Raw genomic sequence first — 12309 nt, 5'->3', positions numbered from 1 at the left:
GGTCGTCCTCTGATGTAAAGTTTACTCTTATTTCATTATTTCGACGCGAATTCACTATATTGAACGTAAATTCGATATACGGGATCGTACTTTACTATATTGAACTCTGCAAGCGTGAAGCCGAACATTTCCACCAACGCCCCGCCGGAAGTCGGCGCGGCACTGCAACGACTGCGCCTGGCGCGCGGCCTGACCCTGGAAGACCTGTCCCGTATTGCGGGAGTTTCCAAATCCATGCTGTCGCAGATTGAGCGCGAAAAGGCCAATCCGACGATTGCCATTACCTGGCGTCTTGCCAATGCGCTTGGCGTGCAGATCGGCGAGTTGCTGTCCGACGTCGGAAAAGATGTCGAAGCGATCAAGCTGGTCGATGCGCACGAAACCCCTACCCTGCCCGGCGCCCATGCAGGCTACGTGCTGCGCATCCTCGGCCCGATGGAACTGGCCGGTAAATACGAGTGGTATGAGCTGACGCTATCGCCAGGCGGCGAGCTGGTGTCGCAACCGCATGATCCCGGCACCACCGAGCACCTGACCATCCTGCACGGCTCGATGGAGCTGGAGGTCGGTTCCAATAAGAAGAAGATCAAGCTGGGTGGCACTGCGCGCTACGCTGCGGACCTGCACCACGCGATCCGCAACCCAGGAAAAACTGAAGCGAAAGCCTTGTTGGTGGTCATCCACCGCTAAGGTCTGGCGCAGACCAGGGAATTCGTTTCCCCCCAGCGCTATGCACTGCCGCTGAAGTGGGCATCGAGTTCACGCGCAAGCGCCTCCACAAACGAGAACACCACCTGGTCAGGGATATATGGCATATCAACTGTAACGGACTGCCCCGTCGTCTCAAGACAGGCCATGAATTTCTTTCGTTCATCCGTAACGAAAATGCCCCAGTGCGCTTGTTTGCCGAGCCCGGATTGAATCGGGATCGTGTCCACTGTCGCAAGCTCGTCAAGGATCGACTGGGAAAGCGCGCCGCTGCCACGCCAGTTCAACACGGAAAAAACCGGGTCAACGCTCTTACCGAGATCGATAAAGCCCACCAGAACAAGCAATGCCTTTTGCCCGCCCGGCAGGTCCAGTGAATACACCGTACCGACAGGCGCGTTTGTTCAAATCTTCTTGGGTCGTGGCTTCAAAACCTTGATCAGCATCGGCGCCGGCTGCTCGGATAGCAATCGCTGTTCCAGCGAGCGTAGGGATTTCTTTCGTGCCGCGACTTCAGCGGGCGCATCACGCTCCCATACTGCCAGGTCGCCGCCCCGTCCAATCAATTCCAGCGCCTTTGCTTTGACATCGTGGTGGAGACGACCTGCCTTCCATGCCGTATCTGCCAGTGCGAAATACACCAGGCACGCAACCTCATGGTCGGCAAGCAAGTCGCCATAGCCGTGCAGGATTCGTTCGTATGCCTGCATGTCTGACAGCCCATGCTTCAGGTTTTCGTTGTACGCATCGCGCACCTCGCACGTCGTGTCATCTGAATACAGCCCTGCACCCCAAGCTCCCATGAGATCTCCTAAGGGATCCGTTCCGCATCGGGCGGCGGCACAACCCAACAATGCATCCGTTCTTCGTAGACCGAGATCCGCGGCGCCGGGAAGCTGGGGTCGGCGAATGCTCCGACCGGTATACCCACGAACCCTTTGTGGCTCTCAAGGGCGTAATAGACCGTGGAACCGCAAGTCGGGCAGAAATGAAAGGTAACCTGGCCACCTTCATCGCCAACGCGAACGTACGCGGTTGCATTGCCCGCTAGCGCCACGTTTTCGCGCGGGAACCGGGCCTGCTCACCAAACACGCTGCCGGTCCTGCGCTGGCACGCCAGGCAGTGGCAAATCGAAATCCGGACAGGGTCGCCACTCACTTCGGCAGTGAGTTGGCCACAGCTGCAAGACGCGAGGCGTTTCTGCATCACATAGCTCCTATTTGATGATCGACCTGAAGGTCAGGCTGATACGCGGGCCGGCGTGCCTCATTTTCGGTACGGCATGAAGCCAGTGGTCCTGTACGTCCTTCGTCATGTAGATCAGCGATCCTGCAGGCAGGGGAAAGTCAAACTCCACAGACTTGTCTGCCTTGCTCCTGAAGACAAGGGATCTCATGCTTCCCAGCGAGACGATCGCTACCCCCGTCCCCGCGCTAAGCTCTTCGCTCGAGTCGGAATGAAATCCCATGGAAGAATTGCCATCCTCGTAGTAGTTGAGCAAGCAGTTATTGGGCGTAAATCCGAGGAGCCGCCCAATGGACTCCGCAAGTGCAGCTAGTTCGTCCGGCATTGGAGCCGGCTCGTACGAGATTTGCGAATAGTCGTAGGAGACACCAAAGCTGGCAGTCTTCCGAGCCTTCATCCGCTCGTCCCACTCAATCGACGTTAAAAGATGATCGAACAGCTCCCCTGGCATCGCCAGGAACTGCGGTTCGAAAAGTATTGGAGGTGGATTCATTATCTAATTTGCCGCGTACATTCCGGGAAAATATCGCTCCATCAGCGATTGCGGATACAACGGCGAAGTAAATCCGAACTGCGCATACAATCCGTGCGCATCGCCCGTGGCCAAAGTGAATCGACGCAGCCCCTGAAGCTCAGGGTGCGCAAAGACAGCCGCCATCAGCGCTTTGCCATAACCCTTGCCGCGATGCTCAGGCAGGACGAAAACATCGACCAGGTTGGCGAAAGTCGTGTAATCGGAGATCACGCGCGCAAATGCGATTTGATCTGATCCCAGGAAGCCCCCAAAACAGAGCGAATTCGCCATCGATCGTTCGACCAGGTCGAGCGAAATACCCTTGGCCCAACTACTTTGCAGCGACAGGAAGCGATGTACGAGCCCGGTATCAAACTCGCTTACTTCAGTGGTGATCCGAAATTCAGTCATACCCGATAAGACATGCAGTTAAACGTTCCAAAAATGTTAGCACGGTTGAGTATCCCACTGCATGCAGGTGCAGCGGAAGCGCATGGCAGCCTCACGCAATGCCGTATCGCGAATTCCATAAGCGATGACAGCATTGAACAGGGTGCAGAACGACGGCTCCTGCCTATGGAGTCGGCGCACAGTCTTATGCTGGCCGAGCAGGCAGACCTCGAGCACGTAATGAGCCCCATCCATGAACATGTACTCTTGACCATTCAGCAAGAGCGGCCCTTCCGCCTCGTCCTCCGGGAAATGGAGGATACCCGATTGGAGCGCGTGGTTCTCGATCATCCGAAGCGAGCCCTTTGGCAGGGGTGAAAGTGGAATACGTACTGCATCCCTGGTTCGGATCGTACCGCGCACCTGGCCAAATGGCTCCTCGTCCAGGACAACCACTTCGATAGAGCCGCCGGTTTCAGCCCAGGCAGTTGCGCTGATGCAGAACTTTGCACCATCGTTCCGGCGCATGTAGCGAATGAGGTTCATTTCATCGGAAATTTCTGGTGGCGGCCATCGATGAGCTCAACATCAAGCTGGTTTGAGGCATTGATGGCTACTGACCTTGCCCATGCCAAGTGAGATATGGCTGTTCGAAGTTGCGATCGGTGTTTATACAAGTCTCCCAGGATGACGGAACGTACCAGGTTTCCGCGATCATAAATGCGCAGCACTTCGAATTTCAGATCCGCGTCTGCGGGGACCAGATTCATGCCGTCGCGGGCCACAACAAACGACCTGCCATCATTTGAGACAAACATCCAGCGGTACCAGCCATCGACGGTCCAAAGTACGGTGGAACTGTCCTGCCGGCGGACGCTGGTCCGGTTTGTCTTCGGATCAGATTCAGCGCAAAACGCCCCGGACTTCGAGCACGTGACAATTTTCACCGGCAGGTCAAGTGGTTCATCGGCACCCGCTGGAGCCGACAAAGCGAGCAACAGAATGGCAAAGGAAAGGCAAGAGCGATGAATACTCATAGTTCTTCACAAAATCTGGCACGGACCCACTCGGCCGCCTGCAACTTATAATCTTCTTCGCCTTGAATTGATGCATTGCTAAGGTAAGCTACGTCAGCTGATGAAATCAGGCCTTTGCCGGCGAGGCGTTCCAGACTGCCCTCTGCCCGACGTGGCAATCCTTCAAGCCATGCCGAGATAGCCTGCGATGCTCCGCCGCTATCGCCGAGAGATGAAAGATAAATCGCAAGCGTAATGAATTGGAGTTTCGACTGCAGGAAGCGGATAACTCCATCGCGGGATTCGAACTGGCTTAGCCATGGCAACGCAATCGATGGGAGCCAGTTCTTCATTTCGTGCTCAAACGCAGCCACGTTTTCTGGCGAACGCAGTTCCCAGCTGCGCTTCGCCTCTCGCTCCGTCAGAACATACTGAAAGTGGCTTGAGGGGACGTTACAGTCCGGATCTAAAAGCGATTGCGGCACGCCGTAGACTGCCGCTTGAACGTCAGGAACAAGACAGCACAGTTCAGCATACAAAGTGCCGCCGTTTACGGTCCACCATTTATCGCGGTAGAAGACAATCTGACGCTGCGTGTGTTCGGTAGCGTGGAAGAACCTGCGCAGATCATGTCCACCTCCCTTTTGCTTTCCGAATACAGTGGTTTGAGGGACTGAAAGGAACAAGCGGTCCAATGCCTTCCCTAATTGAGTATTGATCGACATCAGTGAGTCCATATGGTCCAAAAGCCGTCAAGGAAAGCCCCTGCCGCCGCAAATGCTATCGAAATTTATCAGGTGGCTTAGCCCAGAAGGTCATCGGCAACTTCTTGCGTCGGTCAACGATGTTAACCTCTTCAGGTCCGACCTGATAGGCTACACCTTCTTCGAAAGACGACATTTGCGAAGCTATCCTTTTGTTGTCCTTGTATGTGTGTAAGAAAACGCCATGGCCTTGCCCCGTCGCTATCACTACATAATGGGTGAGCGATCCCCTGGTGAAAAAGACGATAGCTTCTCCGAAATGCGGCGTGTCCTGGCGGCTGTACACACCGAACTTCGATTCACGGCTGGCAACTGATTCTAAATTCGGGTGGCCCAATTTGCCTATACGGTAGCTCACCTTCACGATCGTTTCATCCTTACGCTTCACACAAAGGGAGAGCAACTTCCCCTTGGGCGAATAGCGCTGGTCACCCTCCTGATCGGGGTCAATGTCCCCAAACCACGCGTCGAGGAAGGAGATTTCATCCCTACCGCAATGGGTTGGCATCGGCTCATCAGCCATGGCGATGGGGCCATAAAGTGCCAGAAGTGCATACGTAAGGCCGAAACAAATAGGACGAGGGGACAAGTAGCGGCGCCTGGACATATTGCGAGAATGGTGGTCAGATTGGTGCGCCCGGCGGGATGGCGGGCAAAGTGCGGAGCTTGACGCTGCGCGGATCGGCCAGGTAGCGCAGTACATGGTCGGCCGCCTGGGCGCGGCTCGAAGCGGTGGTGCCTTTGCCAGGATTCGCTTTCAGCCACGCGGCGAAGCTGCGCAGTTGCTGGCGCAGGCCGGCGTCGACGTTGGCGTGCAGTTTGCCTCCTTCCAGCACCTGCAGCAGAGCATCCAGCACGACCCAGTTTGCAGCGAGTTGGACGGCCTCGCCGCCCGCTACATTGGCGGGGACAGGGGCGCGCTTCCAGCTTCGCAACAAGGCTGCGTCGATCACTTCCTCGGTGCCGGGCATTCCGTGGTCGCGTGCGTGCTGCCAGTACAGTCGATTCAGGCGGCCGGCGTCAAGGAGGAAGCCGGCTGTTAGCGCAGCCCCGGTTTCGGCGGCGGACAACGCGTCAAACACAGCGGCCATGCGGGTGCCGAAGTATTCCTTGTTGCGTTCGAATCCTGTCGACGGTGGCGACAATTGATCGAGCACTCCGGCCGGCAAAGCGAGGTATTCGGCGCGCAGCGTATCGGCAAGGCGCGACAATGCCGCGCGCTGGGTGGCTGCAGGCGTAACCTTGATGCCTGCGGCGGCACGGCCGGCGCGAATATCGGCGCCGGTGGCCGATTCATATTCGCCACCGGCCAGCAGTCGCGCTACGGCTTCACCTTGGTAGCGCTGCAGCAGGTACACCGGCACCAGGCGCGCTTCCAGTTCGCCCGCCTGGCGTTCGTCAGGAAGGACGTCAAGGGAGAAGTTGTCCAGGGCGCGGCGGCGGATGGCGCCTAGTTGGTCCCAGGTTTTCAGGCTATCGGGACCGAAGTCCCACAACAGACCGTTCGGATGGGATGCGCCGGGTGCGCGTGCATCCTCGTCGGAGACATATTGCAGGCCTGCGGCACGGGCATCACTGCGCAACTTGGCCAGCGCGCCTGATTCAAGCTCGCCACCGCCAAAGTCTCCGTAAACGTGTTTCACGACATAGTCATCCCATGCACCGACACCAACGCCGTACGCATCCTGCAGGTCGATAGCGCCGTCGGCGCCAAGCTTCAGCACCGGATGAGGGTAATCCATTACCGAGCCATTGCCTCGGCGGCTGGCGGCAAAGTTATGGGCGAAGCCGAGGGTATGGCCAACCTCGTGGGCTGCGAGCTGGCGCAGGCGTGCCAGCGCCATCTGCTCGGCAAGTTTGCGGCGCTCGGCGGGAGCGGATTTGCCGTAAGGCGCCAGCAGGGCTTCGGCGATCAGGATATCCTGCCGCACGCGCTGCGAGCCGAGCGTCACGGCACCGCGAATGATCTGGCCTGTGCGTGGATCGGCAATCGCATTGCCGTACGACCAGCCGCGCGTGGCGCGGTGAACCCAGGTAATCACGTTGTAGCGCACATCAGCCGGGTCGGCGCCTTCCGGCATCAACTCGACGCGGAAGCCGTCCTTGAATCCGGCCTTTTCGAAGGCGCTGGACCACCAGCGCGCGCCTTCCAGCAATGCGGAACGCACCGGTTCCGGGGCGCCGCGGTCAAGGTAGTAGACAATCGGTTTGCCGCCCTTTTCCAGGCGGTGGCGAACTTGCCAGCGCACGTCAAGGCTGCTGGCCAGTGGCGTGGCAAAGTCGTAGTAGCCGGAATCGAAACCACCGGAGAAAGGGTGATAGCGGCGCGGCTGGTAGCCGTTATCCGGCAGCCGCACCATGGAAATATGCTGGCGCATTGACAGGCTGGCCGGATCTGCCGCAACCTGTTTCACAAACTCGCCATTACCCGGACCGGCAAAGGTAAGCAAGGATTCCAGTTCAACGTTGTCGGGAAAGGCTTTGGCTTCGGATGCCAACACAGCGCTGCGCCTTTCATCCACCCGGTATGCGCCCTGCCTGGATTCATCCAGCCGCTGCACCACGCCATGCTGGTCGGCCAGCAGGAAGCTGGAAAAATCGACCAGGTGGCGTGCTCCTGCGCTGGCGAGGATGTCGCCCGACCACAGCACCGCCCCGGCGAAGGACTCGGCCACTGCATTGCGCTCGTCGGCATCGGCCGAACGCGCGACGAAGCGGGTGTTCTCCTGAACCAGGAACAGGCGGTTGCCGAATTTCTGGAAGCGTACCAGCTTCGGGCTGCCCGGCTGCGCGCGGTCCAGGCCTATGTCGTTTGAACCCAGTGCGTAAGGCAGCGATGACACCAGTAAAAAGGGCTGGTCCAGGTCGCGCACTGAAAGCAGCACCCTGCCCTTCGCCGCATCGCGCCAGACTTCAATGAAGCCCGGCTGCTCGGCGAGCGACTGGGTTTGCTCGGCGAAGGTTTTAGGCGCTTCCGCCGCCGTGGCCGGCGCAAGCAAGGCTGTCCACAGCAGCAGGAGCGCGCGCATGGCTTACTGGCCGCCGGCAGCGGTTGCCGGTGCTGCCGGATGCATGTCCAGTGCGCGGGTCAGGAAACCCCAACGGTCAGCCACTTCCTCGATCTGCTTCGTCGTCGGCTTGCCGGCGCCGTGGCCGGCCTTCGAGTCGATACGGATCAGGATCGGTGCTGCGCCGGCTTGCGCAGCCTGTGCGGCGGCGGCGAACTTGAAGCTGTGGGCTGGCACTACGCGGTCGTCATGGTCGGCGGTCATGACCATGGTGGCCGGGTAACAGCCGCCCTGCTTCAAGTTGTGCAGCGGCGAGTACTTGACCAGGGCCTTGAATTCTTCCGCGTTGTCGGACGAACCGTAGTCCGATGCCCATGCCCAGCCGATGGTGAACTTCTGGAAGCGCAGCATGTCCATCACCCCGACCGCCGGCACCGCCGCGCCGAACAGGTCCGGACGCTGCGTCATCGCTGCGCCAACCAGCAGGCCGCCGTTGGAACCGCCGCCGATGGACAGCTTGGCTGGCGATGTCACGTTGTTTGCGACCAGCCATTCGGCCGCGCCGATAAAGTCATCGAACACGTTCTGTTTCTGCAGCTTGGTGCCGGCCTTGTGCCAGGCTTCGCCGTACTCGCCGCCGCCACGCAGGTTGGCCACCACGTACACGCCGCCCATTTCAACCCATGCCAGGTTGGAGACGGAGAAGCTTGGGGTCAGCGAAATATTGAAGCCGCCGTAGCCGTACAGGTAGGTCGGATTGCTGCCGTCCAGTTTCATGCCCTTTTTGAACACGATGAACATCGGGACCTTGGTACCGTCTTTGCTGGTGAAGAATTCCTGGCGCGTGTCAAAGGCGCTCGGGTCAAAGTCCACCTTAGGCTGGCGATAAACGCTGGATTTGCCGCTCTTCAGGTCCAGGCGGTAGATCGTGGCCGGGGTAGTGAAACTGGTATAGGAGTAGAACGTCTCGGTATCGGTCGCCTTGCCGCCGAAACCGGAAGCAGTGCCCAGGCCCGGCAGCGCAACCTCGCGTACAGGCTTGCCTTTCAGGTCGACCACCTTGACGGCGCTGTGCGCATCGCTCAGGTAGTTAAGCACCAGCTGCTTGTTGACGATGCTGGCGCCGGTCAGCGTTTGCTGCGTCTCGGGAACGATTTCCTTCCAGTTCTCGATGCCTGGCTTGCGGATATCGATCGCGATGATGCGCGAGCGCGGTGCGTTCTTGTCGGTCATGAAGTAGAACACAGGACCTTCATTGTCGATAAAATTGTACGAGGCATCGAACGCCTCGAGCAGGCCGACTACCTGCGCGTCCCTGGCTTTCAGGTCCTTGATGAAGACGCGGTTCCTGGCTTCAGTGCCGTGCGAACCGTTGATCACCAGATAGCGGCCATCGTCGGTTACTTCGGCGCCGAAGCCCCATTCTTTCTGGTCCGGACGATGGTAGACAAGCGCGTCGGCGATCTGCTGGGTTCCCAGTTTGTGGAAGTAGACTTTCTGGAAGTAGTTCACACCGGCCAGCTTGCTTTCTTCGGTCGGCTCGTCGTAGCGGCTGTAGTAGAAGCCGGAACCGTCCGCGGCCCAGGCAGTATTGGAGAACTTGACCCACTTGATATGGTCGGCCATATCCTTGCCGGTCGCGATATCACGAACCTTGATCTCGTTCCAGTCGGAGCCGGAAGCGGCGGTGCTGTACGCCAGGAATTTGCCGTTCGGGCTCACGGCGGTGCCGGCCAGCGCCACGGTGCCGTCAGCAGCCAGGGTATTCGGGTCGAGCAGCACGCGCGGGGTTTCGGACAGGGTCTTGGCGGTGTACAGGACCGCCTGGTTCTGCAGGCCGTCGTTGCGGCTGTAGAAGTAGCGGCCGCCCTTCTTCGATGGCACGCCATAGCGTTCGTAGTTCCACAGCCTGGTCAGGCGCGCCTTGATCGCTTCGCGTTCCGGAATCTGGCCCAGCCACGATTGCGTTACCTTGTTCTGCTCCACCACCCAGGCCTTGGTCTCGTCGCTGTTGGCGTCCTCCAGCCAGCGGTATGGGTCGGCGACCATGGTGCCGTGGTAGTTGTCCTGCTGGTCGATCTTTTTGGAAGCTGGATAAGTCACCGCCGCAGCACCTGCCGGGCAGGTCTGGGCAAAGGCTGGTGCGGAGAAGGCTGCGAGCAAGGAAAGTGCGAGTGTGGCGCGCTTGAATGGCATGTGTCGTCCGTAGAGTAGTTATGATGCGGCAGCGATCATAACTTGAACTTTAGCAAATAAGTAACTCTCCGAAGCCTTCGGCGCCAGCTATTATTCGGCCAATGCGGATGCTTTCCAGTTCTCGACCCAGCTTGCCAGTTCGCCGGCCGGCATCGGGCGGCTCATGTAGTAGCCCTGGCCCTGGTCGCAGCCCATCTCCGCCAGGATGTTCCAGGCGGCCTCGCTCTCGATGCCCTCGGCGACAACGCGCAGGCCCATATTGTGGCCAAGGTCGATGGTGGAGCGCACGATTTTGGCGTCGCCCACGTCATTCACCATGTTCAGTACAAACGATTTATCAATTTTCAGTTCGTCGACCGGCAAGCGCTTCAGGTAGGCCAGCGAGGAATATCCTGTGCCGAAATCGTCAATCGAAAGATCGCATCCCATGCTGTGCAAGCGTTCCAGGGTTTGCTGGGCGCGCACCGGGTCGTCCATGATTGCGCTCTCGGTGATCTCCAGGCAGAAAGCGCCCGGCGAAACATGGTGGCGCATGAAGATTTCGCCGAACTTGAACGGCAATTCCTGGTCCAGCAGGTCGCGCGTGGAAAGGTTGACAGACACCTTCAGGTGGATGCCGCGCTGCGCCAGTTCGTGGCACAGCTCCGCTGAACGCTCCAGCACCCAGTGGGTAATCACCCGGATAAAACCAGTCTGCTCGGCAAAGGGGATGAACTGGTCGGGGAAGACATTACCGCGCAGCGGATGCTGCCAGCGCACCAGCGCCTCCATGCCGATCACGTGGCCAGTGGCCAGCGTCATCTTCGGCTGCACGAACAGGCGCAGTTCATTGTTCTCCACGGCCCGGCGCAACTCCGTCAGCAGCGACAGGCTTTGCTGACTGCCCTTATCGATTGCGTCTTCATAGACCACAGCGCCTTCGTTGCGCTGCTTGGCCGTGTACATGGCGATCTCCGACTTGCCCAGCAGTTCTTCGCCATCCAGCCCATTGTCAGGGAAACCTGCGATGCCGATGCCGGCGCCGATGTCAACCATCTGCTCGTCCAGCGATAGCGGCGATTCCAGCACCTGCAGGATCTCGGCCGCAACCACCACCGCCTGGTCCAGGTCCGAGCTCGGCAGCAGGACTGCAAATTCATCGCCGCCCAGGCGCGCCACCTGGGCCGGGTGGCGGCGGTTGGCCAGCTTCTGCAGCAACCGCCCGGCAACCTGCTTCAGCAGGGCATCGCCAAAACTGTGGCCCATCACGTCGTTCACGTGCTTGAAGCGGTCAAGGTCCATCATCAGCACATAGACCGAACCGCCGCGCTTGCGCGCCTCACCGATTGCGTCATTCAACAACAGCAGGAACTGTGCACGATTCGGCAGGTTGGTCAGCGGGTCCCAGTATGCCAGGCGGCGGATTTCCTGCTCGCGCTTGGCGATACCGTCGCGCATGCTGCCGAAGGCGTGCGCCAGTTCACCGATTTCATCGGCGCGCGACGATCCGATATCCACCTTGTAATCGCCCTGCTCCAGCTTTTTGGCGGTATCGGCCAACTGGCGCAGCGGCTGCGCGATGCGCTTGGCAGTGACCACGCTGGCAATCACGCAGACGATCATGCCGGCCACGGTCAGGCCAAGCAGCCAGCGCTCCAGGCGTGAATATTCCGCAGTGGCTTCGTCGATAGAGCGGCCCAGCATTGCCACCGCGGCATTGCCGTCGTCCTCGCCAATCTTCGTCACGTGCACACTGAGCTTGTCGCCGCCAATGTCGACGTCGAAGGCTTCGGTGGGCAAGGCACCCATGCCTTGCAATTGCAACATGATGCGTTCGACCGCGGCAGGCCCCAGGCTGGATGCCACCGGGAGCCAGCGCCTGTTCGCGTCGCGCGTCAGCAGCAGGGTTTGCAGCGCGGTGGTTTCCTGCATGTCCCGCGCCAGGCGTTCATCCAGCGGGAATGTCATTACCACGAAGCCGATGGTTACCGGTGCTTTCACGGGCACAACGACAACCTGGTATGGCAGCCGTTCAACGATGGCTACCCCATTCGCGCCATCTTCCTGTTCCGCCTTGTCCAGCATGGCGATCACCATGTGCTCCAGCCCCGCCGCCTGTGCATCGCTGGTCGATGCGACAACCTTGCGTTCCGGGCTGACCAGCATTGTCATTGCAGCCTTGATACGGCGGCCATGGTTGGCGAGCGCCGATTCGATGGTGGCGCGGTCGTCGTCGTCGGTATTGCCTATCGCCGACAGGAAGCCTGCATCGCGCGACAGCAGACGCGCTCCATTGCGCAGGTTCTGCGCGTTCTGGTCCATCAGGCGCGCGAAAACCTTGCTGCCGTTGACCAGTTCTGAGGCAATCGCAGCGCGGGCATTGCTATCGATGCCGCGCTGGATCACGATCAAACCCACGAGCTGCACCACGATCAGCAGCACGAGGAACAACGTGACGATACGGCTTTCGAGGCTGCGGAATCGCATG

The 12309-nt window shown here is 59.4% G+C and carries 13 protein-coding genes; 1 reads left to right on the top strand and 12 read right to left on the bottom strand.

Annotated elements, in window-relative coordinates; genetic code table 11:
* The first annotated feature begins 114 nt into the window (after positions 1-114).
* Positions 115-690 (top strand): helix-turn-helix domain-containing protein, encoded by a 576-nt coding sequence (locus tag ASE26_RS14860; protein ID WP_055927869.1) that lies wholly within the window; start codon positions 115-117, stop codon positions 688-690.
* A gap of 38 nt (positions 691-728) precedes the next feature.
* Here the strand turns inward: ASE26_RS14860 and ASE26_RS14855 are convergent, their stop codons facing one another.
* From ASE26_RS14855 to ASE26_RS14800, 12 genes are all read right to left on the bottom strand, one after another.
* Positions 729-1091 carry a hypothetical protein gene (locus ASE26_RS14855; protein WP_055927861.1) on the bottom strand — a complete coding sequence of 121 codons (363 nt, stop codon included), beginning with the start codon at positions 1089-1091 and terminating at the stop codon, positions 729-731.
* Positions 1092-1112: 21 nt separating this feature from the next.
* The gene (locus ASE26_RS14850) at positions 1113-1511 is read right to left on the bottom strand and encodes a hypothetical protein (RefSeq protein ID WP_055927855.1); all 399 of its coding nucleotides are present in this window, start codon (positions 1509-1511) and stop codon (positions 1113-1115) included.
* A gap of 8 nt (positions 1512-1519) precedes the next feature.
* Entirely contained in the window at positions 1520-1915 is a 396-nt protein-coding gene (locus ASE26_RS14845) for a GFA family protein (RefSeq protein WP_055927851.1), read from the bottom strand.
* A gap of 10 nt (positions 1916-1925) precedes the next feature.
* On the bottom strand, positions 1926-2447 hold the full coding sequence (locus ASE26_RS14840; protein ID WP_057246485.1) for an alpha-ketoglutarate-dependent dioxygenase AlkB: 522 nt from the start codon (positions 2445-2447) through the stop codon (positions 1926-1928).
* Positions 2448-2450: 3 nt separating this feature from the next.
* Entirely contained in the window at positions 2451-2879 is a 429-nt protein-coding gene (locus tag ASE26_RS14835; protein WP_055927845.1) for a GNAT family N-acetyltransferase, read from the bottom strand.
* A gap of 36 nt (positions 2880-2915) precedes the next feature.
* A complete protein-coding gene (locus ASE26_RS14830; protein ID WP_055927843.1) occupies positions 2916-3404 on the bottom strand; it encodes a hypothetical protein in 489 nt (162 codons plus the stop codon).
* Entirely contained in the window at positions 3401-3895 is a 495-nt protein-coding gene (locus ASE26_RS14825) for a hypothetical protein (RefSeq protein ID WP_055927840.1), read from the bottom strand. The genes ASE26_RS14830 and ASE26_RS14825 overlap by 4 nt, the downstream gene beginning before the upstream one ends.
* Entirely contained in the window at positions 3892-4599 is a 708-nt protein-coding gene (locus tag ASE26_RS14820; RefSeq protein ID WP_156397936.1) for a hypothetical protein, read from the bottom strand. Before ASE26_RS14820 ends, ASE26_RS14825 begins: the two co-directional genes overlap by 4 nt.
* 55 nt (positions 4600-4654) lie before the next feature.
* Positions 4655-5227, bottom strand: coding sequence for a hypothetical protein (locus tag ASE26_RS14815; protein WP_156397935.1), 573 nt, complete (start codon positions 5225-5227; stop codon positions 4655-4657).
* A gap of 34 nt (positions 5228-5261) precedes the next feature.
* Positions 5262-7667, bottom strand: coding sequence for a zinc-dependent metalloprotease (locus tag ASE26_RS14810; RefSeq protein WP_055927832.1), 2406 nt, complete (start codon positions 7665-7667; stop codon positions 5262-5264).
* A gap of 3 nt (positions 7668-7670) precedes the next feature.
* Positions 7671-9842 carry a prolyl oligopeptidase family protein gene (locus ASE26_RS14805; RefSeq protein WP_082591374.1) on the bottom strand — a complete coding sequence of 724 codons (2172 nt, stop codon included), beginning with the start codon at positions 9840-9842 and terminating at the stop codon, positions 7671-7673.
* A gap of 90 nt (positions 9843-9932) precedes the next feature.
* Entirely contained in the window at positions 9933-12308 is a 2376-nt protein-coding gene (locus tag ASE26_RS14800) for an EAL domain-containing protein (RefSeq protein ID WP_055927829.1), read from the bottom strand.
* Position 12309: the final 1 nt, after the last annotated feature.

The organism is Duganella sp. Root198D2 (genome assembly GCF_001428585.1).
Taxonomy (GTDB): domain Bacteria; phylum Pseudomonadota; class Gammaproteobacteria; order Burkholderiales; family Burkholderiaceae_D; genus Rugamonas.
Note: the sequence above shows the minus strand (reverse complement) of the source record. Positions and strands in the feature narration are given on the sequence as shown.

Excerpts from the sequence above, each read along its gene's own strand:
- ASE26_RS14850 (WP_055927855.1), bottom strand. The coding sequence starts at position 1,511 with ATGGGAGCTTGGGGTGCAGGGCTGTATTCAGATGACACGACGTGCGAG.
- ASE26_RS14845 (WP_055927851.1), bottom strand. The coding sequence starts at position 1,915 with ATGCAGAAACGCCTCGCGTCTTGCAGCTGTGGCCAACTCACTGCCGAA.
- ASE26_RS14840 (WP_057246485.1), bottom strand. The coding sequence starts at position 2,447 with ATGAATCCACCTCCAATACTTTTCGAACCGCAGTTCCTGGCGATGCCA.
- ASE26_RS14835 (WP_055927845.1), bottom strand. The coding sequence starts at position 2,879 with ATGACTGAATTTCGGATCACCACTGAAGTAAGCGAGTTTGATACCGGG.
- ASE26_RS14830 (WP_055927843.1), bottom strand. The coding sequence starts at position 3,404 with ATGAACCTCATTCGCTACATGCGCCGGAACGATGGTGCAAAGTTCTGC.
- ASE26_RS14825 (WP_055927840.1), bottom strand. The coding sequence starts at position 3,895 with ATGAGTATTCATCGCTCTTGCCTTTCCTTTGCCATTCTGTTGCTCGCT.
- ASE26_RS14820 (WP_156397936.1), bottom strand. The coding sequence starts at position 4,599 with ATGTCGATCAATACTCAATTAGGGAAGGCATTGGACCGCTTGTTCCTT.
- ASE26_RS14810 (WP_055927832.1), bottom strand. The coding sequence starts at position 7,667 with ATGCGCGCGCTCCTGCTGCTGTGGACAGCCTTGCTTGCGCCGGCCACG.
- ASE26_RS14805 (WP_082591374.1), bottom strand. The coding sequence starts at position 9,842 with ATGCCATTCAAGCGCGCCACACTCGCACTTTCCTTGCTCGCAGCCTTC.
- ASE26_RS14800 (WP_055927829.1), bottom strand. The coding sequence starts at position 12,308 with ATGCGATTCCGCAGCCTCGAAAGCCGTATCGTCACGTTGTTCCTCGTG.